Origin of the sequence: Actinomadura sp. 7K507, assembly GCF_004348425.1 — a bacterium.
GTDB lineage: Bacteria > Actinomycetota > Actinomycetes > Streptosporangiales > Streptosporangiaceae > Spirillospora.
In genome coordinates, this window is the sequence record NZ_SMKK01000131.1 from 1 (window position 1) to 26023 (window position 26023).

At 67.3% G+C, this 26023-nt stretch carries 20 protein-coding genes and 2 CRISPR repeat arrays; of the genes, 5 read left to right on the forward strand and 15 right to left on the reverse strand.

Annotated features, from left to right (window positions below; all coding sequences use genetic code 11):
* Positions 1 to 763, forward strand: a 763-nt coding sequence (gene cas6 / locus E1285_RS26625) for a CRISPR system precrRNA processing endoribonuclease RAMP protein Cas6 (protein ID WP_132156739.1), incomplete at its 5' end; no start/stop codon positions are given.
* Positions 760 to 1185 (forward strand): hypothetical protein, encoded by a 426-nt coding sequence (locus tag E1285_RS26630; protein ID WP_132156741.1) that lies wholly within the window; start codon positions 760 to 762, stop codon positions 1183 to 1185. The genes cas6 and E1285_RS26630, both read left to right, overlap by 4 nt.
* Here the strand turns inward: E1285_RS26630 and E1285_RS26635 are convergent.
* The 7 genes from E1285_RS26635 to E1285_RS26665 all read right to left on the reverse strand — a co-directional run bounded on the left by E1285_RS26635 (position 1124) and on the right by E1285_RS26665 (position 13506).
* Positions 1124 to 2224: a hypothetical protein gene (locus E1285_RS26635; RefSeq protein ID WP_132156743.1), complete on the reverse strand. Its 1101-nt coding sequence runs from the start codon at positions 2222 to 2224 to the stop codon at positions 1124 to 1126. The two genes, E1285_RS26630 and E1285_RS26635, sit on opposite strands and share 62 nt — an antisense overlap.
* 207 nt (positions 2225 to 2431) lie before the next feature.
* Positions 2432 to 2750: direct repeats of the CRISPR family, unit length 36 nt; unit sequence GTTTCAATCCGATGCGGTTTTGTGGCGGCCTGCGAC.
* Positions 2751 to 2940: 190 nt separating this feature from the next.
* The gene (locus E1285_RS26640; RefSeq protein WP_132156745.1) at positions 2941 to 5262 is read right to left on the reverse strand and encodes a hypothetical protein; all 2322 of its coding nucleotides are present in this window, start codon (positions 5260 to 5262) and stop codon (positions 2941 to 2943) included.
* The gene (locus E1285_RS26645) at positions 5252 to 7366 is read right to left on the reverse strand and encodes a TIGR03986 family CRISPR-associated RAMP protein (protein ID WP_132156747.1); all 2115 of its coding nucleotides are present in this window, start codon (positions 7364 to 7366) and stop codon (positions 5252 to 5254) included. The genes E1285_RS26640 and E1285_RS26645 overlap by 11 nt, the downstream gene beginning before the upstream one ends.
* Positions 7363 to 7908 (reverse strand): CRISPR-associated protein Csx19, encoded by a 546-nt coding sequence (gene csx19 / locus E1285_RS26650; protein WP_132156749.1) that lies wholly within the window; start codon positions 7906 to 7908, stop codon positions 7363 to 7365. The genes E1285_RS26645 and csx19 overlap by 4 nt, the downstream gene beginning before the upstream one ends.
* On the reverse strand, positions 7905 to 9530 hold the full coding sequence (locus tag E1285_RS26655; RefSeq protein ID WP_132156751.1) for an RAMP superfamily CRISPR-associated protein: 1626 nt from the start codon (positions 9528 to 9530) through the stop codon (positions 7905 to 7907). Before E1285_RS26655 ends, csx19 begins: the two co-directional genes overlap by 4 nt.
* A complete protein-coding gene (locus tag E1285_RS26660; protein ID WP_132156753.1) occupies positions 9527 to 11863 on the reverse strand; it encodes an RAMP superfamily CRISPR-associated protein in 2337 nt (778 codons plus the stop codon). The genes E1285_RS26655 and E1285_RS26660 overlap by 4 nt, the downstream gene beginning before the upstream one ends.
* Complete coding sequence (locus E1285_RS26665; protein ID WP_132156755.1) at positions 11860 to 13506, reverse strand: hypothetical protein; 1647 nt, start codon at positions 13504 to 13506, stop codon at positions 11860 to 11862. Before E1285_RS26665 ends, E1285_RS26660 begins: the two co-directional genes overlap by 4 nt.
* A 344-nt stretch (positions 13507 to 13850) precedes the next feature.
* On the opposite strand from E1285_RS26665, the gene E1285_RS26670 reads away from it, so the two are divergent.
* The 3 genes from E1285_RS26670 (at position 13851) to E1285_RS26680 (ending at position 17293) form a co-directional block, all read left to right on the forward strand.
* A complete protein-coding gene (locus E1285_RS26670) occupies positions 13851 to 14219 on the forward strand; it encodes a hypothetical protein (protein ID WP_132156757.1) in 369 nt (122 codons plus the stop codon).
* Positions 14216 to 14470, forward strand: coding sequence for a hypothetical protein (locus E1285_RS26675; protein ID WP_132156759.1), 255 nt, complete (start codon positions 14216 to 14218; stop codon positions 14468 to 14470). The genes E1285_RS26670 and E1285_RS26675 overlap by 4 nt, the downstream gene beginning before the upstream one ends.
* A gap of 21 nt (positions 14471 to 14491) precedes the next feature.
* A CRISPR array of direct repeats spans positions 14492 to 15163; the repeat unit is 36 nt; unit sequence GTTTCAATCCGATGCGGTTTTGTTGAGCGCTGCGAC.
* A gap of 942 nt (positions 15164 to 16105) precedes the next feature.
* Positions 16106 to 17293 (forward strand): ISAs1 family transposase, encoded by a 1188-nt coding sequence (locus E1285_RS26680; RefSeq protein ID WP_165966772.1) that lies wholly within the window; start codon positions 16106 to 16108, stop codon positions 17291 to 17293.
* A gap of 95 nt (positions 17294 to 17388) precedes the next feature.
* On the opposite strand, the gene E1285_RS26685 is transcribed toward E1285_RS26680, so the two are convergent.
* The 8 genes from E1285_RS26685 to cas10 are packed head-to-tail and all read right to left on the reverse strand — an operon-like array spanning position 17389 to position 25873.
* The gene (locus tag E1285_RS26685) at positions 17389 to 18603 is read right to left on the reverse strand and encodes an RAMP superfamily CRISPR-associated protein (protein WP_132156763.1); all 1215 of its coding nucleotides are present in this window, start codon (positions 18601 to 18603) and stop codon (positions 17389 to 17391) included.
* Positions 18600 to 20018, reverse strand: a complete 1419-nt coding sequence (locus tag E1285_RS26690) for a hypothetical protein (protein WP_132156765.1) — start codon at positions 20016 to 20018, stop codon at positions 18600 to 18602. The genes E1285_RS26685 and E1285_RS26690 overlap by 4 nt, the downstream gene beginning before the upstream one ends.
* On the reverse strand, positions 20015 to 20935 hold the full coding sequence (locus E1285_RS26695) for a hypothetical protein (protein ID WP_132156767.1): 921 nt from the start codon (positions 20933 to 20935) through the stop codon (positions 20015 to 20017). Before E1285_RS26695 ends, E1285_RS26690 begins: the two co-directional genes overlap by 4 nt.
* Entirely contained in the window at positions 20932 to 21816 is an 885-nt protein-coding gene (gene cmr6, locus E1285_RS26700; protein ID WP_165966773.1) for a type III-B CRISPR module RAMP protein Cmr6, read from the reverse strand. The genes E1285_RS26695 and cmr6 overlap by 4 nt, the downstream gene beginning before the upstream one ends.
* The gene (locus E1285_RS26705) at positions 21809 to 22291 is read right to left on the reverse strand and encodes a type III-B CRISPR module-associated protein Cmr5 (RefSeq protein ID WP_132156771.1); all 483 of its coding nucleotides are present in this window, start codon (positions 22289 to 22291) and stop codon (positions 21809 to 21811) included. Before E1285_RS26705 ends, cmr6 begins: the two co-directional genes overlap by 8 nt.
* Positions 22291 to 23166 carry a type III-B CRISPR module RAMP protein Cmr4 gene (gene cmr4 / locus E1285_RS26710; RefSeq protein WP_132156773.1) on the reverse strand — a complete coding sequence of 292 codons (876 nt, stop codon included), beginning with the start codon at positions 23164 to 23166 and terminating at the stop codon, positions 22291 to 22293. Before cmr4 ends, E1285_RS26705 begins: the two co-directional genes overlap by 1 nt.
* A complete protein-coding gene (locus E1285_RS26715; RefSeq protein ID WP_165966774.1) occupies positions 23163 to 24218 on the reverse strand; it encodes a type III-B CRISPR module-associated Cmr3 family protein in 1056 nt (351 codons plus the stop codon). Before E1285_RS26715 ends, cmr4 begins: the two co-directional genes overlap by 4 nt.
* Before the next feature lie 23 nt (positions 24219 to 24241).
* Positions 24242 to 25873 (reverse strand): type III-B CRISPR-associated protein Cas10/Cmr2, encoded by a 1632-nt coding sequence (gene cas10, locus E1285_RS26720; protein WP_165966775.1) that lies wholly within the window; start codon positions 25871 to 25873, stop codon positions 24242 to 24244.
* Positions 25874 to 26023 lie beyond the last annotated feature (150 nt).

Sequence of the window (26023 nt, forward strand, 5' to 3'; positions counted from 1 at the left end):
GCGCCCACCCGTCCCGCCACCGCACACCGGCCCGGCCGTCAACGCCGCGTTCCTGGCCGCGCTGCGCGACTCGGGTGAAGACGGCCTCTCGGACGCACTCCACGAAACCAAGCCGCCCAAGCCGTTCGCGCTCACCCCGCTGCTGGACGATCGGGACCGGCGCGCCAGCGCCTCCAGCAAGCACGTGCGGTTCGAGGTCGGAATACTCGCCGACTCACTCACCGCCTCCGTCCTCCCGGCACTCGCGGCAACCACGAATGTGCGGGTAGCACGCTGCCAATACAAGATCGCAACCGTCGAACTGGCCGGCGCCGCCCCCTTCCCCGACCTCCTCGCGGCCGCGCGTCCCGCCGATCAGTGGACACTGCGGGTCGTCACACCCGTCGCGTTCTTCACCGCCCGCGAAGAGGGCGCGCGGCGCGTCCGTCCCTTCCCCGAACCCGAATGGGTCTTCTCCGACCTGTACCGCAAATGGAACGCCTTCGCCCCCCAGGCACCGTTGGACGAGGCGACGGCCCACGCCATCACGCAGAACCTTGAAGTCGCCGACTACCGGCTGACGATGGCCGAACACCTGCTCAAGGCCAATGTCCCGCCCGTGCGCGGCAGCATCGGGCAGATCACCTACCGCATCGCGGACACTCGCCGCACCACCCCTCAAGCCCAAGCGGGCCTGGACGCCCTGGTCCGATTCAGCGCCTACGCGGGCATCGGCGACCGCACCACCGTCGGCATGGGCCACGTACTCCCAATACCCAGATGAACCGCCCGAGCACCTACGCGCAGCGTGTCCGCGCCCGCCCGTACGGGCCCCGCGAGATCCAGGCCGGAGGCGTCACCGTCTGGTTCCACGGACCGTTCGCTGTCCTGACCTTGACCGGCGAGACGACTTTGACCCTCCGCGCCGATCTCGAAGAACCCCCGATCAGCGCCGACCTCGCGGATCTGTTCTCCTCGGCCGGGAACGAGCTGGCAGCTTGCCTGCCGCATCCAGGTCTTCTTGTCTGCGAACAGCCGCTCAGTGACGACACACCCAACGCGCTCCACAGATTCGCGGTGCGGCCCGAGTCTGACGGTCTAATACTCACCCTGGAGGCCAGTGGCCGAACGATCCACGTCGCGCTCACCGTCCGGGACGCCGACCGGCTCGCCGAGGAGATCCTCCGGTGGGCGGCTCCACGGTGAGCCGCTCGGACCAGTCCACTCCGGCTGCCGCCACCAGCACCGCCAGCCGCCGGACCAGACGCCCGGCTGGTCTCGGCGCGAGCCCCAGCTTCGCCTCAGCCACCTCAAGTGGATCACTCCGCCGGCCCGAGCCCACCGCGCACACCGCCGCGACGACAGCCCGGTAGGCGAGGCGCCGGCCTGCTTGCGCGACCGGCTCATCGGCTCCACCGGCGAGGAGCCGACGCATCGTCGCGCGCGCGGCCTCACGGCTCGCGGCGGCCTCGAGCTGGTCCTCCGGACCGTCCACGGTGACGTCGAGGCCACTGGGCACGGCATCACCGATGTTGGCGGCAAAGAACGCGGGATTGGTCTTGCGCAGTGCACACAGCGCCTCCGCCATCCGGCGAGCCGCCTCGGCACGCGACAGATCGTGGCGTTCCCGAAGGTCGTCTGGCACGTCGAACAGTTCGGGGACACCGCGCCGGGCACGGAACACCGCGAGGACGAGCAGGTCCAGTATGGTGGCGTCCTGTCGGAGCGGCGCCGCCCACGCCGCCTGCCGCAGATCCCGTTCCGGGCGCGCCGACGCCCCTCGCCGGACCGCGTCCGCTCGCCGCACACGCTCCTCCAACAGACCAAGCGGGTAGTGGACGAGTTGCGCTCGTGCAGCGCGCAACCACGCGTCCTCGCCCTCGGTCGCGCCATCCCGCAGCTTCACCGCCAAGGCGGCTGTGGACTCTTCGCCCGCCTCCGCGGACATCAGGTGCTCACACACCAAAGCCATCTCGCGGACCGGCTCCCCGGACCGGGTTGTCGGCAACGGTCCTACGAGCGCCGCCCGCAACCGGGTGAAGCTCTCCATAACCAGATCGTCAGCGGACGCCTCGCACTCGGCACACCACCCGGCGCCGACCGGCGCCTCACAGGCACGGCCAGAGTGCCGAGCCCGCCGGAGCGGACCACGCGCGACAGCGCGCAGCGCCGGAGAAACGAGGGTGTGGAACGCGGCGAACGCGATCGCATCGTCCTGATCAGCAAGATGGGCGACGGGCCGCACGAAACCTCCTGAGGCATTCCAGCAGACCGTCCGTCCCTCAGGCAGAGAACCTGGGAACCACGGCCTTCCTCAGGAGGCACAAAGCCTCAAATGCTCTTCGACCCTTGAGCCGTCGAACCACACAAGTATCAGCGAAACGACCACTCAAGTCAAGCAATCACCACAACCGCCCCAACTTTCCATCTATCCACGGAGGTCCACCACTGCCAATGTTCCCGATACGGTTTTTTGGCGGCCTGCGGCTAAAATCCAATGGCACACGCCCACACCACCGACTGTGTTTCAATCCGATGCGGTTTTGTAGCGGCCTGCGACTAGTTGTTCCTGCCGCGCTTCACGACCTCGACCTCGTTTCAATCCGATGCGGTTTTGTGGCGGCCTGCGACACACACCGTGATCGTCCCCGGGCCGAACGGCGTCGGTTTCAATCCGATGCGGTTTTGTGGCGGCCTGCGACTTACTCGCGCCGCAAGGCCCTGGAAGAGCTGCCGTTTCAATCCGATGCGGTTTTGTGGCGGCCTGCGACAGTACCCCAGATTAGTGGCTTCTGACCTGCAGGTTTGCAAGATCATGCGCCAACCTCCGGCTGGACGGCTGCCCGAAGGCTGGGTTGATGATCTCTGGCGGGGCATCGTCGCAGGTCATGACCAATTTTCGGGGTGTGCGCCAACCTCGGTTCTGCCACTGGGACGCGTGGATGTGCCGGATGACATCGCTCAACGGGCGTCCTTTCCCAGGTCATCGAGCTGCTCGCCCAGCCGTGTGTAGCGGGCGACCAGGTCTTGGTCCCTCTCGTTCGAGTGGTTGCCCGCACTGCGGAGCGCACGGAGTTCGGTGGCTGACTGGTGAAGCAATTCGACCACCCGGTCTCGACTCGGTGGTGTTTTCGAGAGTCTTATGTTCTTGGTGGATGGTTGCGTCCGTTTTGCGTCGCGTAGTTTATCGAGTAGATGGGCATAGGGGCTTTCGTTGCGGAGTCTGTTGAGGGACCTGAGCGCTGGCGCTTCCTGCATGAGGAGTTTCCAGGGGCCCCAGTTGAATAGTCCTGGGCGGAGTGACTCGATGGCGGTGTAGCAGGCGGGCCATGGTTCGTCGGCCAGGGCGTGCGCGATCAGTTCGAGGCGTTGGCAAGCGAGTGCGTAACGGGCGTCGGTGTCCATCGCCAAGGGTGCGGTGCCGTATAGGTCACCGTGGAATTCGGCGGCGGCGTTACGGGTGGCGGTGAGGGACGGTGAGGCGTTGGAGAGCAGCTGCCAGGCCGTTCGGGTGTCGAGGCGCCGGACAGCCGACGATGCCAGGCGGGCGATTCGTGCGTCCACGCCGAGGCGGCACAATGTGAGGTCGGCTTCCCGGATCACGGATCGGAGGGCTCGGTCGCGGCCGAGTTCCGCTACGCGCAGGGGGCAGGCCGCTTCCAGGGACCATTGGACACCCGCGGCGATCATCCCGTTCACCGTGACGGGCTTTCCGGAGTTGATGACGAGGAGGACCTCGTCCACGTCCCGGAGGCTGGTCGAGCCGTAACGGCCGGTCGGCTTCGCCTTCCCGAGGTCGGCCAGGATCGCCGTACTGATGTCGGTTACGCCATCTGGCTCGGTGGAGAACGGGCCGAAAACGGCGCCATCGAGTGCGCCGGCAGGCGCGGTCGAGCGGGCGAGGTTCACCCAGGCCTCGGCGCGGTCCATCGTCTGGTCGCTGGCCAGGAGGCGCAGCCGGACCCGGCCGGGGCGGGCGAGGGAGCCGCGGTGCCTGGAAGCCCAGTCGATCACTTTCCGGACGGCCGCGTGGCCCTCCGTGTCGCCGGGGTCGTTCTTGGGCGCCATGCCGACGCACATGAGGACGAGGATGTCACCGCTTCCCAGCACCGGCCATGGCGTGAGCCCCCGCTCTTTCAAGAGGGTGGGGACCAGGTCGCTCTTCTCCCACTGGTCGGCGTTTACGAGTAAGGAGCTGGGAAGGGGGCGGTGCCGGGCCTCGGGCGGGGCAAGGTGTGCGTCATGCGGGGTGGTCTTCTCGAAGAAGTCGATGAACTCGGCGTCGCATACCAGGGCCGCATGGCGCGCCCGTGGTACCGGCGAAATGCGGCGTCGTGCTTCTTTGATCCTGGCCGCGCCGCCGTGCGCCTCCGGGTCGCCGAGTTCCCCGGCAAGGTCTTCGATCACCCGTTGGACGGATACCGGGACGCCGGCGTTCTCTTTGGAGGTCGGCTTGCTGATCCGCTGGGTGAACCAGGTGCGCAGCAGTGAATGGTCGAGCGCTTCACCTCGGGCGAGGCGCTCGAAGAACGCGGCTTGGACGGTCGGCCATAGTTCGGTGAGTTTGCCGAGGTGCCCCGCGCGGAGTCCGGGGTGGGCGATCGTGGCCTCGGCAAGGCTGATGTCGGCTCGTTGACGGGCGGCGAGCAGCCGCCAGATGTCGGCGTTCGTGTCGTCGGCGGCTGCGAGTTCGTCCCAGAAGCGGTGCCGTAACAGCCAGTTGCGGAGTGTGTCGTGCGGCCGGATCAGATCGGCGAGGCGGTAGGCGGCGGACGTTGCGTCCACCGGCAGCAGAGTCACCGGCTTTCCGGTCTCGATTCCGGCGAGCAGGACGCCTGCGCCTATGGCGTAGGACCCGGTGCCGGAGGTCAGGATGCATTCGTCTGGGTCGAGCGCGGTGAGGATCTGCTTCATCGGTTCGACGCTGTGGCGGGCGGTGGGTTCGGCGACCTGCACCGTGTGAACGTGCTCGTCCGGGAAGCTGCGGCCGCAGAGGCCCTCGGTCGAGCACAGCAGGGTGCGCATGCGCTGTGCGTGCTCGACGAACGGTTGCCTCGAGGGGCCGTGGACGTTCGTTGTCGCGACGAGGAGGAGCGCGCCGATCTCCGTGCCGGTCTCGGTGAGGCCGTCGAAGACCTTGCGTAGTGGCCTTCGGTCGTCCGGGCCGCCGTGAAAGTCGATCGGTGAGGGGGAGGTCGCCATGGGCGGCCACCCGAGGTCTCCGCCGCCGACCGGGTGGATCAGCAGCGGTGGCGTGTCCGTCGCCTCGGTCTCAGTTCTCACGGGGGTAGACGTCAAGTTCACGTCCCTGGGTCCCATCTGCGGACGGGAGGGAGCGGCCCCGGTGTTCCGCGACTTTTCTGCCTTGGATTTTTTCGTTGGCGTTGAACCATTCGTACGACTCGCCGGCGGGATTCGGTGGTGTCCGGCTGCCCTGCATCTTTGGGGGGCGTGCCCGCGGGTAGTGAACGGGAAGGTCTTCCCTGCCCCGGGCCGCCGCAGAGAACGCCCTGTCGATCTCCGCGAAACCAGGCTGTTGTCTCGCCTCCAGCACGAATGCTTCGATGCAGGAGAAGACTGCTTCGTTGGCCGGCGTTTCGGGGAGGTCGCCGTCTAGGGTCCGGTAGTACTCCGCCCAGTGTTTGCCGGTGTGGAGTTTGGTGCGTGGCAGGTCGAGAGTGAGATGGACGCTGCCGAAGCCGAGGGGTTTGCCGAGTCCGAGGCGGTGATGACAGGCTTCAGGAAGGTAGAGCAGCCACAGCAGGGCTCCGAGTTCGACCGCCGGGAGGTCGCGGACGCCGATGGTGAAGGTGAATTCGGCGCCCTTGCCGATCCAGCCGAGGACGGAGCGGTTCTGTTTGTCGCGCTGCGTTTCACCGGTCGTCTCGAAAGCTGTTTTGCCTGCGGTTAGGTCGGATTCCCCAACAGGTTTGTTCGGGCGTTGGTACTCCCTGTAAAGCAGGCCGCCGATGAGGCGCTGTGTAGGGTCGCCCGTCGAGGAGGGAGGTTGCGTCCAGTACGTTTCGCTGTCTGCCGCCAGCTTGTGGTGCCAGTAGGCCTTGCGTCCGCGCAGGGCACGGTCGCCATTGCGGTGCACATCGTTCTTGGACGTGTACTTGGTGATGGGCTTGCCGGGCTCGGCGGCGCTGTCGGAAAGGTAGAAGCGCCCCTGGCTCGGTTTCGGTTGCGCGAGGATCGCCAGCGGCAGCCCGCCTCCAGAGAATCGCACGACGGCTTTGTCGGTGGCTGTGACACAGGTGACGTCACTTATACGCAGCCGACCGCGATGGGCCGCCAGTCGCGTGCCAGTCCCCTCTTGGGCGACCCAGCCGAATACGCGGTCCGCAGGGGAAAGATCACGGTACTGAGGTGCGGGCTCCACTTTTCCGGGGACCATACTGGCGTGGTCGGTGGCGGCGAGTTCCCGCGGGATCATCACCGGATACAGCGCTTCGATGGGACCATCTTTAGCGTAAGCCCAGCAGAAGGTTCCTGGTTTTAGTTGGCGGCGTTCTTCCTCGACACGATGGGGGCTTATCTGGAAGTCGCCGTCCGTCTCCACGTCCTTCTGGTGTTCCCGGTGGTGAGCCATGAGGGATTCCCAGCGTTCGCGCAACTCGTTGGTGAGTTTGACCGTCAGGGTATGGGATTGCCGCAGGAATACGCGTTCGTCACTCTTCTTTTCCACGTTCTGCTTCGTGATGAATACGTATCCTTCTTGCCACCCTTGACCAGGGAACCCTTCCTTGTGGAGTTTGATGCCGCTGACCTCGTCGCCGTTGTTAACGCGTTTCGTCTTGACCCAGACGTGGTCGCCGTGCTGGGGGAAGCGATTGCGGGAGTACTTCGGGCAGGCCTTATCCCGGTAGTAGGGCAGCCTGACGGCCTGCCAGTACTCCAGCTTCTGGCCGTCCTCGCTGATGCGCACCGGCTTCATGTCGCGGGCGTCGTCCGCGACGCGTCGCCAGCCATGCGGCTCGTCATGCCCGGTGAACACTCCGAACCGGCTGTTGGTGATGGCCTCGTATGAGGCGCGCAGCATCCCCTTGAGTGCGGTGGCCGGAAGGTGAGGACGGCCGTTTCGCAGCAGGACGGGGTATGTGAGATGCCCTTCTTCGGCATCCGGTGCCTCGTAGGCGCGAGCGGTGTCGAGGAGCAGCAGCGGCGTCTGGACCTTCAGGCGAACACCGATCGTACCTGTCCAGTTCTCCGGGTGGAGACGGTCGGCGCCCGCCGGAGGATTGTCGGCGAACGCGCCCGTCATCTCTTCCCGGGGGAAGGCCGGGATGAAGGTGTACGGGTTGAGGAACGGCTCGCTGTGCTCCGCCTTCCCGTTCTTCTGCTTTCCCTTGCCCCCGTTGTCAGAGGACCGGTTCTGGTTCGTCACGCCTTCTCCCTGCGCAGCGGCTCGGAGACCTGGAAGGTCAGCAGGCGTTCTTCCGCGATATAGGCGTTGCCGTGGTCGGGATCCCGGGCGATGTACTCGCGGGTGACCAGGCTCGCGTGCTCGCCGCGTGCGATCTCGGCCGGGATGCGCAGGCTGCCGATGCGCTCCGTGGTCAGCGTCGTCCAGCCGTCCGATGCTTCGACGGCCTTGCCCCACAGCAGGTAGCCCCCGGCTTCGGTGCCGACGACCTCTATTTGCTCGCGCTCGGTGAAGGGTGCGGGGAGGGCGGCCGGGTCTTCGGTGAGCAGGACGGCGCGTCCGCGGTCATCGGCCTCGTTGAGCCAGCGCAACTCGGCGTGCTCGTCGAAGACGCGGGCCTCGAAGACTCCTTCCGGCGCGGAGCGGCGCGCCTCGTCCGCGGTGACGACCTCGTACCGCCATGGCGTGGTGAGCAGCGCGACCCCGTCCGGTGCGGCCTCCATGGCTTCCGGGAAGGTGATGCCGTCGCGGGCGGCGACGTGCAGGATCGTGGTGGCGGTCATCGTGCTCCCTCGGCCTTCACGGGATCGGTGTAGGCGCGCCATGCGGGTGCGAGCGGCTCGTGGCGGAGGGCCTGGTCGAGCGTCGTCTCCGCCGTCCAGCCGTTGCCGGAGAACTCGATGGATGTGACCGTGACGTCGCCGAATCCCCTGTTGACCATGCCGCCGAGCGGGATGCGGCGTTGCTCCAGATCGCGCAGGACGAGCAGGAGCAGCGCCAGGGCCACGTCACGATGGTCGCCGAGCCTGGTGAGGTCGATGGTGAGCCGGATCGGTTCCCATTCGACGCCGTGCGGTTCGAGGACGCTGAACAGCAGGTGGTCGGCGGCGCCTCCCGTCCACCGGTCGATCGCGACATGGTCGGCCTGATCGAGTTTGTGTCCGCTGAGTGCGTCACGTACCGGCGGCGGCAGTGCGGGCCGCTTGGCGTCGGTCCGCTCGTCCGGTGCTCCGTCCACCACGGCGTCCCACAGGTCGGACGGGATCGTGGTCTCGCTGACGCATTCATGGACGGTCAGGGCCCCGGCGCCCCACTTATAGTTGGACGGTTCGTCGTCCGGTTTGCGGCGGGCCGCGCCGAACAACATGCGGACGGCGTCCAGCTGGTCGAGTTGGGCGAGGAACGCGTCGGCGTGCTGCCTGGCGGTCGACACGTTCTCGTCATCGTCCATGGGCGGTGGCGGGGCGTCGATGCCGCGGGCGGTGCGCTCGATGAACTCGGCGTGGCTGCGCAGAGCGCCTTTGATGGAACTGCCGCTCAGCGTCAGCTTCAACGTGTCCGGCCCGATCGCCGTGGTCAGCGGTAGCGTCTGGATCGTCGCGCCTTCGGTCGCCGCGCGGACCATGACGGGTGCGTCGGGTTTCCACCGCAGCTGCACGGTGAGCGTTTCGCGGCGGTCCGGCATGTCCGCGGCGCCGGCGTTCACCTGGTCCGCGTCGAACGTCTCTGGTGCCCCGCCGAGGAAGGCGAGCAGGCCGGCGCGGGTGGTGAAGTCGTGTTCGTGAATGTCCAGCGGGGACGGCAGCAGCGTCACGACCCCGAGGCCCTTCCGGTGCGCGGCACCCAGGCTTATCTCCTCGGTCTCCAAGGCGGTCACCAACGCGTCCAGGCGGGCGCGGTCACGTTCGAGGTGGGCGTTGGTGGTCTCCACGTCGAGTTCGAACGCCAGGTAGTGGCCCGGCGGGACGATGGTGCGGGCATACAGGAAGCCGGACGCGGCGGCACCGGTGACGCGGTCGATGCCGACGCCGTGGACGGCGGGAAGTGCCCGTGAACTCAGCGAGTCGTGCGGGATCCCATCCCCGTCAGTGCTGGTCGTGGTGGTGATGACGGCGTCCCGGACGACGATCCGGCTGGCCTGGCCGGCATCGGAGACTCCGTCTTCCACGAAGCCCCACAGGTCGTCCAGCCCCTTGGTCATGGGGTCGGCGCCACGCATCCAGGCGCGCAGGGCGCCGGCGAGGCTGGTGCCCGGGACGTAGAGGCGGTCCTGGCCGTCTACGGCGACGGGCAGCGCTTCGGCCGGGTCGAGTGCGATGCCGCCCACGTGCAGCGGTGTCTGGGTGCGGAGCCAGCCGCGCATCCGGAGTCGCCGCTCCATCGGACGGCCCTTCGTGCGGGTCATCTGCGCTCCTCCTTCTGGGCTTCGCGGCGGGTATGGGCAGCCAGGCAGGCGGTGAGCAGAGACCGCAAAGCATCGTCCCGCAAGCTCTGGCGCAGGACGTCCAAGCCGTCGGTGGTCAGGCACAGCTCTTCCTGATCGGTAAAGCCGAGCAGCGCCCAGGTGTCCTTGTCGACAAGGAGGGCGCGGATCGCGGCTGTCGCCTGCGGTGCGTTCCAGCGTGTGGTGAGGGCGGTAATGCGCTTGTTCAGCCGGTCTGGTTCCTCGTTCAGGTGGTCGAAGAGGCGGCGCAGCGCGTTCAGCCGGGTGGCCGACAGTTCGATGAGCGGGCCGAACACCTCGCTTGATTGGGTGGTTTGTTCTTCGGCGAGCCGCCAGATCTCCGCACGCCACGCGGCCTGTTCGATCAGCCGCGCACCGGCGTGGCCCGGATCGGACGGAGGTAGCGGGGGCACCGCTCGTTGAGCCGTCTCGGAACCGCGGGTGGGCTCGTCGGCTTTGTGTGACGTGCCGCTGTCCTTGCCGGACAGTTTGCTCGTCAGGACGGGGTCATTGATGCGGATCTGCCCGAAGCCTTCACCACGCCGCTCGCCGATGCCCGACCGTTCGACGGACTCCAGCACGTCAGAGCCGATCTCGCCGTCCGTGACCTCGAAGGTCATGCAGCCTCCGGCCGCGAAGCCGATGAGTACCGGCTTCGGCAACCGCCAGCCCCGATGCCAGGAGTCGGTACGCGCGGTCTCGTAGCTCGTTGGAACCCGGCCGCTCTCCTGGAGGATCGGTTCGAGCCGCACCCCTGCCGCACCCGCCGCCGCGAAGGCCCTTTCCAGTAGGCGGGCGAGGTCGTCGGGGTCGTCGCTTGGTGCCAGCCGCCTGTCTCGGACGAGGGTGTCCGACTGCAGCCAGATACGCAGCCTGTCACCGCTCTTTACCGGTGCGGGCTGCTCCTCGATGTCCATGGGAGTGGCGGCGGCGTTGACCAGGCCGTAGTCGTCCTTGCGGGAACGTCCTAGCCGCCAGCGGCCGTCCAGCTTCGTCCACCAGCCCGAGTCGAGGATCCCGTGCCGGATCCGGACCTCGGCGGCCAGCACCGTTCCCGGCGCGAGCGCTCGGTACACGTAGACGCCGCCGAGGGCTTGTGTGGGGCGCTGCGTCCTGTCCTCGATGGTGTTGTGCATCCTGAGCACAAAGCCGGGTGACTCGATCGCGGTGCCGGGTGTCCCGGAGACATATCCGCCGCGCACCCGTTTGAAGGCCCTTCCCTCCGGAGGCCCGTCGGTCATGCGGTTGAGGTGGGCGTCCTCGTCGTCTTTGGCGCGCTCGATCACGCGGGGCACCGGGCGTCCAGGGCCTCCCTCGACCATCGGAGTCGCGGACGTGACCAACAGGTCGCCGCAGCGTGCCGCCGCTGCGGCTGCGGGCGAGCCCAGGCGCGCCAAAAGGGGGCCGAGCAGCATCCAGCCGGGGGCGTGGTCGCGGCCCTGGACGAGGTTGCCCACCGTTCGGTCGTGAGCCAACAGGGGCGTCTCGACCGTCAGCTTGAGCAGAACACGTTCCCAGCCGTCCGCTGTAACCGGCCGCTCGGCGAGGTCGGGGCCAGGCTGTTGTTCTCCCTGGGGCGGCGCCACAGGGTTCGCGGTCCAGTGCGCCAGCTCGTCCGCGCTGGGCGGCAGCCCCGCGCCGCCCAGGTCCAGCCGGCACCGTCCCGATCCCCGGCGTCGTTTCGCACCGATGCCCTCTACCAGGCGCGCACCGGCCCAGAGCAGGGCATGGGCGCAGCCGAGTTCCTCCTCTGACAGGCCCTCGGGTAGTTCCGCCGTGCCCGTAAGCGTCACGCCTCCGCGGGCCATCTCATCGAAGCGCAGCATGTCCTCTTTGGCCGCGCCGGTCACCGGGTCATGCGCGACGCCCGGCTTCACGAACGCGACCGCTTCCCTGAGCCGCCGGTTCTCCGCGATTGCAGGCCCGAGATCACCCGGGAACCGGAGTGGACCGAGATAGCAGAGCGCTGCCGGACGAGGATGCTGGGCAGGGTTCTCCGGAGTATCGGCCGCTTCCGCGCCGGGAAAGGCGGGCTGGTAGCCGAACAGGTAGTCCACCCAGGAATGCCAGATCCCGGCGCCTTCGCCGCCGCTGGCGCCTTCGCCGTCGAGCGCGCGGGCGGCGATCTCGCAGCCATCGCGCCAGACACCGTTGAGCGACTTGGCGGGAACGAACGGAAGCCGGTACTCGTCGTCGCGCAGCACCTGCCGGCTGAGGCGCCCGTACTGCCCGGTGCCAGCACCAATGTGCCAGTCACTCAGCATGCGCAATGTCAATGCGATCGCGTGGCTCATGCCCGGTCCTCCAGGGAGAGGAAGGGGGCGGCGTTCAGGGCATCCAGGAGACCTGTGCGATGAGTGTCGCCCTCCTGCCAGAACAGGGAGCCGTCATCGCTGAGGTCCTGGACCTCGTCCATTCCGAGCCACGTGCCCACCAGGTCGTACCGCGCATTCGCGGCCTGGCGGCCCCGGAACAGCGCGGAGCGCAGTTCATGCGCCTGCCCGGCCGAGATCACGAAAGCTTCGTTCTTTTCCCTGGTCAGAGCAGCGACACGCCTTTCAAGGTCGACCCAGTGCCGGTGCCGGGCCCAAGCGTTGTCTTCGCTCTCGCCGACGACGTAGGGCTGGCCGGTCAGACATGTTCCGTCATCGGCCGAACTCTGCTGCTCGCGGATACGGCCGAGGTCGGCGACCGCGCTCTCGTGAAGGACGTGGAACGACAAGGCGCTTCTGCTCTGACCCAGTTCCTTCTTGACGATCTTGGCCTCGTCCGTCAGCTCTTCGGCCAGGTGGACGGCACTGTGGAACGGGTAATGACGTTTGACGATCGCAACGCCCGCGCACGCACCGAGCCCGCGCAAGCCGTCCACGTGCTCAAGGACGCCACGGATGTTGTCGTGCTCAGCGGCGAGCTGGGTGAACTCCTCCAGGTACCGGCGGGCGAACGGCAGAGCCAGCTCACCGTCACATACCACGGTGAGATCGTCCCCGCCGAGAATGAGCGGAAGGACCGGCGGTTCGGTCGTATCGGCGGACCACTTCTTGCTTCGCAACTCGCCGAACGCCGAACGGAACGCCTCGCGCGCGCATTCATCCACGCCTTCGGACAAGCCGCGCAGGCTCGCGGCGTAGTCGTTCGCACGTGTGACCCCGCGGTCGGCCATCATGCGCGCGAATCCCTGGAAGATCTTCCCCATGCCGTTGCCGTCCGCATGGACGACCGCGACCCACTCGGCTTTGTCGTTCAGGTGGTCCACGATCACGTTGAGTTCCCGACGCGCCGCCGACTTGCCTTCCTCATCGCCCTCGTCGCACAGCCCCATCTTCACGGCGAGTCGCAGCAACGCCGGATCGAACGCGTCCAGTTTCGCGATGCTCACCGCCGAGCGGGCCTCCGGACGCCGATCATCGTGAAACTTGACGACACGGTGTGCAGGCAGACCACTGGAACCGCACCGCGCAGCGATCGGCACCCCCGCAAACCGCAGCCGCGGCCCCCGCCTCCTGGACCGCGCCACCGCAACCAAATCCCGAGCAGCCGAGATACCGCGCGCGGGTTCTTCGGCGTCTCCCCATTCGAAAGACTCACTGATCGCCCCGCACACGTCCAGCCCTGGGGCTTCCCGCAACGCCGCCTCGGTGATGACCTCGACGACCCGCTTCCCGGCCTCGAGATCGCTGACCAGCATCGTCACGCCCCCCGCATTAGCGGTAACGACCTCAATGCCGTGTTCTTCGACACGCTGCTGACGAACGAGCACGCCGGGTGCCCCGACCTCCGCCAGGGCCCTGTCGAGCCACTCGTCCTCGACACAAGTGATCAGGTGGGAAGCGCCGACATTCTCACGTCGCTTGTTCGACCCGAAGATGTAGTTCTGATTGCCCGCCGTGCTCAGCACGACCGCATGCACGCCCAACCCCGCCCCCTCGTCGTCCACGGCACCATCGCCAGGTACTGATGGACGAACCCCTCGTCACCCAGGACGGCATGCTAAGCGCGCCCACAGAGAACAAGTTGCTCAACCGGCGCATACATCCGTGTCCGGATTCGGCCCACCAAGCACGGTTGCTGCCACCCCGAATAGCGCGGCGCCAGTCTCCGGCCATGCATATCCCGTCTGACCTCGGCGCTTGCAAGATCAAGCACCAAATGCCCACTGGACGTGCGCAAACGATCACGTTAAGCGTGGTCTTGCAACGTATGGCCAGAATTGGACGGCGTATCGGTATCGTCCATCTGCACGTTGCTGGTTCCACGAGGCAGAGGAAGGACGAGCGGCCAGTGACTGGCACCGTGAATGCGCCGACGATGACCGTCGTAGGGGGATCTTCAGCACCCCGCTCGGCAACCCGACGAGTAGTCACCGAGGGCGCGGCGTGGCGCGGACTGGGCGGCATCCTCGCGGGCGGCTTCGACATTGAGACCGCGAAGTCCGTGATGACCGACGCTCCCGCAGGACGCTGGTGGCTTCTGCTTGGGCGTGTCGCCGGGCTCGCCTTCATGGGGGTCGGTGCCCGCCTGCGGCTTCACGCGTCGACCAAAACGCGGATCGGAATCGTCGTCACCGCAGCTGCCCTGGACGCGGTGCCGCCCGAGCGGAACTGCTCGAAAGCAAGGCCACCGAGTACCGCCAGGACCTATACGCCGTGACGGTGAAGACCCACCTCACGCTCCCCACGACGCACCCGTGGCCCAAGGAGGGCGTCGACGCGCTCACGGAAGAAACGATCGCCGCGGCGGGGATCGCGGAAAGACTGGTAAGTGGAGCCACCCGCATCAACGTGATCCCGACGATGCCGTTGCCCGCCGCCTTCCGGTTCAGCGCCAAAATCGGGCACAGCCATTCGCGGGAAATCGTCGTCCACGCCATTGGCCAGCGCGGCAGCAGCCCCTCCTACTGACGCCATTGCATGGTCTCGCAATCCGCGCTGCGATGCGGTTTTGTTGGGCACTGCGAATGATATAGACATGCCCCGCCCTCAAAAACTTTATTCCCGATGCGGTTTTGTTAAGCGCTGCGACCGACCACACAGCCCCGTCCGCAGTGGTGGCGCCGCCGCTGTTTCAATCCGATGCGGTTTTGTTGAGCGCTGCGACGAGATGTACCCACTGTTCCTCCAGCACGCCGGCAAGTTTCAATCCGATGCGGTTTTGTTGAGCGCTGCGACATAGTGTCGAGACACAACAAGCACCGCTGTAAGTTTCAATCCGATGCGGTTTTGTTGAGCGCTGCGACCGTAAGTTCAAGGAGGGCGACGGCGTCGACACGAAGTTTCAATCCGATGCGGTTTTGTTGAGCGCTGCGACGGTGACACCCTAGTGGTTCGCCCGATCGTCACCTGGTTTCAATCCGATGCGGTTTTGTTGAGCGCTGCGACTGTCCAACGAGAAGAGGTGAACCATGGACAGCACCGTTTCAATCCGATGCGGTTTTGTTGAGCGCTGCGACGCCGACGAAGGAGCCACCGCCAGCACAGCCGACGGGTTTCAATCCGATGCGGTTTTGTTGAGCGCTGCGACTGTCTCTTCGACCGTACTTCGCGGAAGACCGGCCTAAAGTTTCAATCCGATGCGGTTTTGTTGAGCGCTGCGACAGTACCTCAAATTATGGGGGTCTGACCTGCAGGTTTGCAAGATCATGCGCCAACCTCCTCGCAAGCGACCTTGAAAGCACCCCGAAGACGATCTTCTGAGTAGCGTTTACGCAGGTCAGAAGGCATTTTCGGGGTGTGCGCCAACCTCCCGGCCTTCTCTGAAATGGCCGGACAACGGTATGCTGGCCATTTGTGGATGCAGGAGCACACGATGGAACAGGCACCGGCGACCTCGCAGCCGCAGCAGATCCTACGGGCAGCTCTGTCACGGTGACCAGCCCAGACAAGGCCAAGAGATCCACACCCGGCCACCAACACCGGATCGGGGCGGCCGCATAGGCAACGCCGTCCCGCGAATGTCTGCGGTACGTGATCGGAACTCGCGCACCCAGCCAGTCTCTCACGACCACTCCAATTCTCGTTGCTGTTCAAACACCGATGCCTGAGCGAGGCTGCCCCCTGGGAGGTGACCGTGGTCCGTGCGCTTGGCCAACTTGCAGAGGACCGGCCACGGGGGCTGTCCAGTTAACCGTACAGTCCCCGGTTTCGGCATTCCCCTATCGATGGTGGCACTGAGTGATTACCTGGCTGGCGCCATGTTCGGTGTGCGAGTGCTGACCGAGCGGGGTGCACGGCTCCTGCGATCAGACGGTCAACGTCGTTCCCGTCGAGGGGCGGCAGGTGATGGTATTGGCGCAGGTACAGCGCTGGTTTGCCCCACACGGGGATGCCCGTGGCGGACGTTCCGCAGGGCTGATTGCGTTCTCGGATGTTGAGATGGCCGGGCGAGATGCCAGGTCACGGGATGATCGCGTGAGGCGTGTCCGCGGGCCGGGAGGCAACAAGGCCCCGTAGAACGGCGATTGCCTAGATCAATCGTCCTACGGAGCCTCGTTGTTCACGCAGTCTGCCATGCCTTGCACCCTGTCGTCTGTCATCACGATGACCTGCGAAGCCGCAGCCGGTGACCCCGGCCAAGAGCCAGCCGGGGAGAGCGGCGGCGCGGGCGGCACCGATCTGCTGCAGGTATGGGCACAGGTCCCCGACCCGCGTGACCGGCGGGGCCGCCGTCACTCGCTGACGGTGATGTTCGCGCTGGTCCAGGCCGCGATCGTGTCGGGAGCGACCACCTGGGCGGCCGTCCGGCACTGGATCACCGTGGCTCCCGAGCAGGTACTGCAGAGCGTGGGAGCACGCCGCAACGCCCGCACCGGTGTGCTGGAGGCTCCCCACCCCGACACGGTGTACCGGACCCTGACAGGCGTCGATCCCGCCCAGGTCGACGCCGCCTACGCCCGCTACCGGGCCGCGCAGGTGCCCGACCTCTACGACGACGATGAACTGATCGGCCTCACCGTGGACGGCAAGACCCAGCGTGGCACCGCCACTGGCGATGGCCGGGCCCGGCACCGCCTGGGCGCGATGCTCGCCGCCGACGCCATCACGCTCGCGCAGCTGGACGTGGACGGCAAGAGCAACGAGATCACCGCGTTCGTCCCGCTGCTGGACCAGATCGGCGACATCGCCAACATGGTGATCAGCGCCGACATGATGCACACCCAGCGTGATCATGCTCGGTACCTGCGCAGGCGGGGCACCCATTTCGTGTTTCCCGTCGGCGGTAACCAGCCGGCCCTGTTCGACCGCCTCGACCAGCTCGCCTGGACCGATGTCCCGTCCGGCTGGACCACCTACGACCGCGGCCACGGACGCCAGGAGATCCGCACCATACAGGTGATGCCCGCCCCCGGAGGACTCAAGTTCCCCCACGTCAAGCAGGTGTTCCTGGTCGAACGCCACTTCTATGGACTGGACGGTGAACACCTGTCCGGTCAAGCGGTCCTCGGCGTCACCAGCCTGACCGCCGCCCAGGCCGACGCCCGGCGGCTCGCCGGTTTCGTCCGCGGCGAATGGTCGATCGAGAACCGCGACCACTACATCCGGGACGTAACACTGGGTGAAGACCGGTGCCGCGTCCGGGCTGGCGCACTGCCCTCGGTCCTGGCCGTCATGCGCAGCCACGCCATCGGCGCACTACGGCTACTCGGCTTCACCAACATCGCCGAAGCCACCCGCTGGGCCCGCGACGACTTCACCCACCCACTCATCGCCCTCGGTCTCAATATCTGAGAATGCATTCAGCCCTGGTTCCGTAACCAGCTGCCCGTGTGGTAAGCCCAAGAACGAAGCTGCGCGCAAGTCAGGGGAGCGGCAAGCATCCGGGGTCATTGGCCGGTGCCGAACTGACCGTCGGCTTCGGTGAACCAGCGGTCGAGTTCGACGCGGACGTCCGTTTGATTGGGTTTCTGAACCTGCCTCGTCCGGCCGTCTTCCTTGACTTGGAGCCCAATCTGCTCGGGCAGCCATTCGGCATGAAACACCAGAGAGCGCAGGAGCCATTGGCCGTCCTTGGCGGTGACGCGTAGCCACAAGGGTGATGCCCGGCGGGTCGCTTTGCCGTCGGCGAGGGGTTCTACGGTGACAGAGCCGTCTACGCCCTTCTCGGTGTATACGACGGGCAATCCGAGCGCCCCGTCGTAGAACGGCCCGTGTGGCCTCTGATGACGCCGGTGAGGCTCCGCGATCTTTCGGAAGCCCTCGGTGTTGGGCAGAACGAAAGGACCGCTGGGAACGAAGCCGGGGTCCGGCTCGCGGGAGTGCCGGAAGGCCCGGAGAAAGCGGCCGACCTCATTGAGGGCGCTGGAGGCGTCACGCCCCTTCAGCCTGTGCTGAGAGACGGTGTAGTGGCCGGGCGCGAAGCAGGGGTACGGAGTGGGACCATCGAACTCCGGACCAGGACCGATTCTTAGATCGGCCAGCGCCGCGACCGTGCACGCGAGGACGTCCTCCAGGGCATCGGTGGTGCTGGAGAACCAAGACGGGTCGAATCGTGCGGTGGGCAAATCGGGCGGGGAGCCGAGGACGAGGGTTCCGAAGCCGCGGCGGCTGCGGGAGCCAAGACCGCCGTAAGTGCACAGTGCCCAGAGCGCGGCAAGGAACAGGTCGGCGTGGTAGGGCCTGCCCAGGTTGCGCACTCGAACGGGCACCGCACCTGGGCTGAGCTGGCGCGGCCACCGCCCATTCTCATCAGCGTCAACAAGCCCTGGACCCATCAAGTAGCCCTCACCCGACACCGGCTGTTCGGGCGGAGGGCCGACTTCGATCCGGCCAGCGCGCAGGAGGATGCGTGAGGGCCGGGCCGCGCGGGAATCCTTGGCGGTGCCGAACACCTCCGTCTCAGCTTCCAGCAGCTTCTCGGTTGAGTTCCCGACGTACGGTCCGGCGAGTGCCCGCAGCCAGTAGGCGAGCACTCCGCGCATGCTCGGCACCGGGAAAGGGATGCTCCGGGTTTTGGAATCCCGGCCAGGGAACCGGCCGAGGTAGGCGGGTGTGAGGGTGCTCAGGTCGAGGTCGTGCCAGATGAGGTGGTCAGGCTTCATAGTGAGGTTCCCCTTACCCAGCGAACATGGGCGAGTGGCGCGGTAATCGGCTGGTCGTCCCAGAGGATCTGCAAGAACACGCCGACGACGAAACTCCATGCGGTGGCGGCGAGCACGATCTGCCAGGGCGTCAGACCGTCTGCTGTGCACCCGGCGGCAGTCCACCAGCACGACAGGCGCAGGTCGGTGCCCTGTGGCGCACCAGTGAAGGCGGGTACGACGGTGCGCAACCCGATGAGGGCGATCAGGAATGCGTGCAGAAATCCGGCGAGGGTGATTCCGCCAGTGCGTCGTAGCAGGTACCAGCCGCGGGCCCCGTGGTTGGACGCCTCGGCCAGTAGGTAGCCGACGCCGACGACGGCCAGCAGCACTACCGCCTGCCCCAGGAGAGCGGGGTCGGCCTTCCACCACCAGTCGGCGGGCAATGCGCCCAGGGCGAGCAGCCCGACGGCGGACCCGGCGGGTTGACGCAGCAGCCACAACCACCCCAGCGCTGGGCTGATCGCGGCGCCGGCGGCGATCACCGCGTATCCGAGCAGGGCAAGGACGGCGGCGACGGTGTACCCGTGGTACGACCATGCGTACCGGTCGTCAATAGCGACGCCGAAAGCAACCACCGCCGCGGTCAGGACGGTCGCGGCGCACCACCAGTGGACGGTGCTCCGGCTCCCCTCGGTGGCGAGCACCAGGGTCCGGGACGTGCGCCAGTCGAAGCGGGGCAACAGCAGCCGGGTCACCACGTACCCTGCGATTGCCGAGCGTGGAACGGCGTCTCCGGAGTCGGGGACGGCACTGCAGGGTGGGGCTGCATTCGATCCCAGATCGACCGTGGCAAGGTCGGCAGCCTCGGCCTCCATGTCCAGCGTGGCCAGCACCGGGTAGTCGTCGATCTCGGCCAGCACGGTCAGCCATTGCTCGCGTGCCTGCCGGGCCTGCTGGACCCGGGAATGGACGCGTAGGCGTCCTTCGTAGGCCGGCAGGTCATCGACGCCAGGACGGTCTGGCGCTGACAGCAGTTTCCATCGGGTCCGGGCCAGGCAGGCCGCGCCGATCGCGGCGGAGCGGTCATCGACACCAGGGATCTGCCGGTCTGCCACCAACTCCAGCCACGCGGTGTAAACATCGACCAGCATGCTCCAACGCTGGCAGGGCCGCTCATCTAGCGAAAGGTCACTGACAATGGGGCCGGGGTTATAGGCGAACAGGTACCAGGCGTCCTGGAGGTTGACACCTTGAATGTCGCCCAGCCCGGAAAGCAGATCTCGCCAGTGCCGCACCCTGTCGGCCGGGGCGGCTCTCAGTGCCGCGTCGACCCGGTCGCGGCGGTGACAGTGGAGGGCGCAGCCCAGCTCCTGGGCGCGGGCGGCGGCATCCGCGTCCTGTCCCGGGAGAACGACAAGTTGGGCGAGATTCACGGGCCACCGTCGGCGGTATTGGGGTGTGCCGGCCCGCCCAGGACCGCGAGATGGCCGTGGCCGAAGTCGGTCAGCACTGCGCTTCCGTCGGGCGTTTCCTTCCAGGCCACGCCCCGGTAGCTACCGCCGACCGGCACCCGTCCTTTCAGCTTGACCGTGGAAAGCTCCTCACGCATCGCGCGCAAGTGCTCCTCCGGAAAACACCGCAGGCTGATCCGGTCAGGCCCCTTGGCCCCGCGCTCGTCGTCGAAGATGTACCAGGCGGACGTGCGTATCGGAGCCCGTGAGTGGATGAGCTCGGTCATCGTCAGCGTGTGCAGGAGGGTGATCTTGAAACCGCCGGTCAGGTGTACCTCCAGCGACCCGCCGAGGTCAAAGGCGGCGCGCAGCACTTGACCGATCGCGGCCACCGCGTCCCGCAGGCCGCTGCTCTGAGGAGCGAGGCGGGGTATGCGCACGACGGTGACCCGGCCATAGGGCAACCGGTTGGGGAAATCCAAGGCGGGCTCGTCGCCGGCTGGGGCGGTGACGCACCCGATGAGGCCGGTGTCCCCGCCCGCGATGATGTACGCGGAGGTCAACGCGGCCGCCATACCCTCCTCGGTGTCGGACGCCAGCAGCACGATCCGGTCTCCACCACTGAGCAGGACGGGCGTCCGCTGCGGGCCTCGGACGGTCAGCGTGTTCACCTCGGCGCAGACCCGGGTGTCCCAATCGGGTAGCCGCGCGGCGACCGCCTTCTGCTCCAGCGCCCGGGCCCAAGCCGCGACGACCTCGTCCCCGTCCTTGGAGGCCTCCGGCCACCAGGCCATTTCCGCATCGGCGAACCGACCGGGTGTGACGCCCTGCGGACAGTACTCCTTCTTGCGCAACCCATCGTGGACAGACCGACCGCACGGCACGACATAGGTGGTCAAAGCTCCTCCTCTGAATTGACTGGGCGGGCTGTGAAGTATCCATAACCGGAGGCGGTCTTGGCGCCGACGCCGAGTTCGCCGACGGCGTCTGCGAGCAGGTCGGCCGCCTCGTCGACCAGCTCCCGGGGACCAGCCAGGTGTGTGACGAACCAGCCCCGCTCTACCCCCAGGAATGGGATCGGTACAGGGTTGATGTGCTCGCCGGGTGGCTCTGGACCGTCACCGGCGGCGCTGCGGTAGCCACGGGTGTGGGGCGTGAGCACTTGGGAGGTGACCTCGACGCCGTACCGCCAGGGCAGCGCGTCAAAGAACGCCACCCCGCCAGGAATCTGCTCGTCCGCCTTGGGGGCCGAGCCGAAGATCTCGCTGATTCGGGCGGCGGGAAAGCCGAGCTGCCGCGCCCATTCTCGCGTGACACCCTTGAGGGTGCTACCGGGCAGGATCGGCCAGCCGTAGGTGCCGTGCAGCTCAATGCCGACGTCCCGCACGCCGCCCGCTCCAGTCCCAGTGACGACAGCGCTCTCGGCGGCCAGTCCCAGGGTGCGCACGGACGTCTCGCCGTCCTCCAACGCGGCTACGGCCGCCGCCCGGCGGCGGGTCACAGCGGCCATCAGCCTGGCGGACTCGCCCGGCATGCCGCCGGGCGGCAGGTGAGTTCCAACACGCGCCCCCTGCCCCAGATTGGTCGCGATGGCCCACCGGTGGACGGGGCCGTCGTCCAGTTCGAACTCCCCGCTCGCAATGGTCAGATAGGCGGTGCGAAGAAGAATCAGCCGGGCGTTTGCGGTGGCCAGCGCCTGGCCCGACCGCCACAGCTCGCTGATCCCGGTCCTGCCGGGGTGACGCAGCCCGACCGGCCCGGTCAGCAGTGGCTCAGGCACCGGTCGCCTCTTCCCTGCGCTCTTGCTCGGCACGCTTCTGCGCCTCGCGCTTCTGCTCGCCATCCAGGGCCTCGGCTAGTCGGCGCAGCCAAACACTGAACTCCTGCAACCGCAGCGTGACCTGGGTAAGACTGACTGGGTCCTGCTGGATCTGGTCGGTGAGGCGGCTCAGGAAGGCAAGGTCTATGGCTTTGTCTGGCTCGTCCTCCGTCCAGCCGAGCACCACGCAGGTCTGGGTGCGCAGGGCAGCGCCCACGATGGCGTACGCCCGGTCCAACGGTTTTTCGCCCTGGCCCTTGGCGGCATGGAAGGCCAGCGTGGGCAGCGGGCCACTGGTGCGCAACTGGGCCGGCAGTCTGGCCAGGCGCGTCAGGACCTGACCGGAGACGGTCTTGTTCTCGGAGGTATCGCGGATCGTGGCGAGCGTCCTCATGGCGGTCGCGGCCACGTCGATGTCCGCCCGTCGCAGCGCCATCAGGTGCTCTCCACACCCAAGTGCAGACGACACCAGATCAGCCCCTTGCCGATGCTTTCATCGCCCCCCACCCGCAGCACCCCGGAGTCCAGTTCCGCCATCTCCGCCAGATCCTGCGGACGCCCTTCCAACAGCGCCACCAGCAAAGTTTCGCTGGGCAAATACTCGCTGTAGAAGGGGCCGTGCTGGACGGTCTTGGTTGGGTTACCGTCGTCGTCCTCCGCGCCGAGCTGGACGCGGGCGACGATCGGGGCGCAGTCTCTGCTGATCGCGCCCAGCAGCCCGTCCACGCCGCACCATAGGTCTTTGCCGAGCTTCATCTTCAGATAGTCGTCGACAGTGCCGGGTAGGGCGAGTTCCGCCAGTGCGGTGGCGAAGGACCCCAGCGCGGAGTCGTGCCGGGTCTCCTGAACGTACTGCCCCAGCACGGTCTTGCCCCGCCGCCTACTCGACGTCAGGCAGGTGGTGTCGTCCGGGTCCAGCGCTCCTGCGGCGGCGATCTGAATTCCGGCCAGCCCGGCTGTGCGGGCCAGGCGGGTGGTGGCGAGCGGTGAAGTGACCCACCCGAACGTGCCCTCTAGGGTCGGAGCGGGGAACGCCACCAACTGTGCTTCGTGTACGCGCAGCGACCCTGGCCTGGTATTGCCACCGCCCCGGGGCGGCTTGGAGCCGAACATCCCTTCCCATTGGTTCTCCGGAAGGCGCTCGCGGAAGTGCTCACGCAGCGCGCCCTTAAGGCTTTCGCCTTTGATGATCGGCAGCCCGGTCGCCACCTCCCGCTGGATCGGCAGATCCACCGCGCAGGCACCGGTGTCACCTCCGGGGTGGACAGGTGTCTCGGCGTACATGAACAGCAGCGCCCGTTGCAGTGTCACGGCGCGTCCCACCTTCCTGTGAAGACGAGCCCGAAGCCCGCGGTGCTCAGCCAATTCCGGTCGTTGATCAAGTGCTGGTCCAGTGGCTCGTAGCGCAATGACTCGGCGGCCTTGGCGGCCGCTGCCTCGCTGGGAAACTGCAGGTAGTAGACGCTCCCGGCAGGCACAGCCCACATCAGAAGCCCGTCACCGACCGATCCTTGGGATCGCCGAGGTGTGGCTGTGGTGACCACCTGGGGGCGCCCCAGTGCAGCGGCCACCAGCGTCGTCCCGGGCCACCGGGACAGGTCTGGTCTCCAGCCGCCACCAGGGAAGATCGCTGGCGTGGCCAGGTACAGCAGGAGCCGGCCACCGTCGATGTCGCCGGGAGGTTCGGGGACGGTGATGTCCGGCACCTCGTGCACTTGGGCCCGCTTTCCGCGCCCGCCGAGATTCACCATCCCGGCCAGCGGATGGGCCGGACCGCCCAGGCAGCGGGCTGCCAGCCCGTACCCGTGGGCGAACCGCAGGTGCTCGGCCGAGTACAGCATGCTGTCCTTGGCGGTGCGGTCATCTTCCCGGGCGAGCCCCACGCGGCGTTCGGTCTGCCACGGCTCGCCCGTGATCGGCCGGGACACCCAGCCGTCGTGCAGGTACTCGGTCAGGGACTGCTCGTCCCACCAGCCGGTGAGCGGCTCGCCGTCCTGGCCGCCGTCGTCGAGAAGCAGTTCGACTTCGCCGGACAGGTCGTGCTCAGCGTCACCCGGGGTGACCAGAGAGAGCCGCTCAACATCGTCGTTCACCGTGATGACGTCGGCGGGCACCGGCCACCAGCCCTGCCACTCGTCACCGTTTCGGTAGGCCGCGAACGGGCCCTGCACGTGCGAGGGGAGGTCCCGTCCCCTGCTGTCGGAGCCGGAGCGGGCAGCACCCGGTGCCGCCCCGTAGGCGGCACCGATCGCACCAGCCATGGTGGTCGGTGTGGGGGGGACCGTCCGGGACTGGGACTGCACACCGGCGTCGAAAGCGCGGCCGTCCCTCACGATCACCGTGTCCAGGGGCTCTAGCACCACCCACCGGACCCTGGAAGGCGCCGTCACCAGGTGCTCTCGGCGGCCAGGAACTGCGCCACCAGCGCGGCAGCAACTGGCGGACCATCGCCGTGGCTGGTCCTCATCAATTCCAGCAACGCTGCGGCGCCATCCTCAGAGACGCCGTGCCGGAGAGCCCGGCGGGTCAGCTCCATCTTCAGCCATTCATCGTTCAGCGTGGACAGCTCCTCTAGGTCTCGTTCCAGGCCCATCGCCAGCCGGGCGGACAGATCACCACCGCGCATCGACGCGACCAGGGTCTCCAGGTGGTCCAGAGCCTCCGCACCGGACGGGGTGTTCCAGCGTGAGGTCCAGGTCGCGCGTTCCCCACCGCGGCGCATGACCGTTACGCCCAGCCCGGGTCGATGGTGCTTCTTGGCCTCTTCCAGCAGCTTCTGCGCAGCGGCCACCGCGGACTGGAGCGGAGAGGAGACGTGGAAGAACACGACGGCCGTGCTCACCGTCGCGCTTGGCAGGTTGTCGGTCAGCGCCTCGCGGAACGCGCCGTAGGAAGCCCGGGCCGCCTTCGTTGCGTAGGCCATGGGCACCAGCGCCAGGAGGTCATCGCCACCCGCGTACACCACCCGGCCCAGGTGTTCCGGCGCTTCCACCGCGTCACGTTGAAGCTCACCAGCCGAACGCAACGCCCGTGACACATCACCGTGCCAGCCACGCAGCGCGTCTCCCAGCTCGGCACGGCTCAGCGACTCGCCCATACGGTCGGCATCCTGCACTACAACCGCCAGGTAGGCGGAAGGCGGCGCCAGCACCTCCCGTTCCGCCGCTCTGCGCAGCTCCGCGGCGGTGGCTTTGCCGAGACCACAGACGTCTCCGTCCGGCTCCGCAGGGAGACCGTGGTCCAACCGCAGCGACTGGGGGTCCCAGGTTCCCGGCTCGCACCACGAGCCTTCCAACGTTCGCAGCCACTGCAGAACGGGGTCGGCCGCTTTCGGCATGCCGGGTAGGCCGCCGCCGCGCCAGCCCACCGAAGCCGGCCGCTCGGAGTCGCCTGAGCGAAGGTCATCCCGCAGCATTTCCGCGGCTTCACGCAGATCCTCAACCGCCTGGTGAAGTCTCGGGGACGTGGTGGCCGCGTCGATGATCGAAGCCCGGTAAGGGGCGGACGCGATGGACCAGGTCGACGGGAAACGCTCTGCCCCCCGGTAGCCACGCTTGATCCGACCAACCTTCGACAGGTATTCGCCGCGTCGCCCCCGATCTGCTCCCCTTGCCCCAGGCCATCGGCCCGTCAGAGTGCAGACTCCCTGGACGGGGGCCGGGGGAAAGGCGAAGTTGCGGATCCTTTTGCGTTGCGCCAGCAGTTCCTGCGCCCTGTTCCACTGCCCTGCGTACCCGTCCGCGCCGGGTGGGACCGCGACCCACTGCACGGTCGGATACCCATTGACCTCGCCCTGCGGGTCGTACGTATGCCACGTCTCGCGTACCGCTTCGGCCATCCTCTTGGCAAGCCCAACGCCCTGGTGAGGCGGCGCCACCGCGACCACCCGGTTGGGCATACCAGCAGGATCCTCCTCACTCCCGAGCTCGCCCGTCAACGGGAGAACCAACTGGCCCGCCGGGACAGCCTCGACAAGAGCGTTCGCCAGCTCCGACATCAGTCGGCTGGAAACGAACAAGTCGGCCGTCCGACGTGACTCTCCTAGTACGGCAGTCGTAGAACGTGATCTTGTCATTGGCGGTTGAGGCGGGCCCGGTAGTGGAACCAGCGGGCGCGGGCTTGGTGGCGTCGTCGCCAGGTGTGCCAGCGCAGGTGGTGCTCGGTGCTG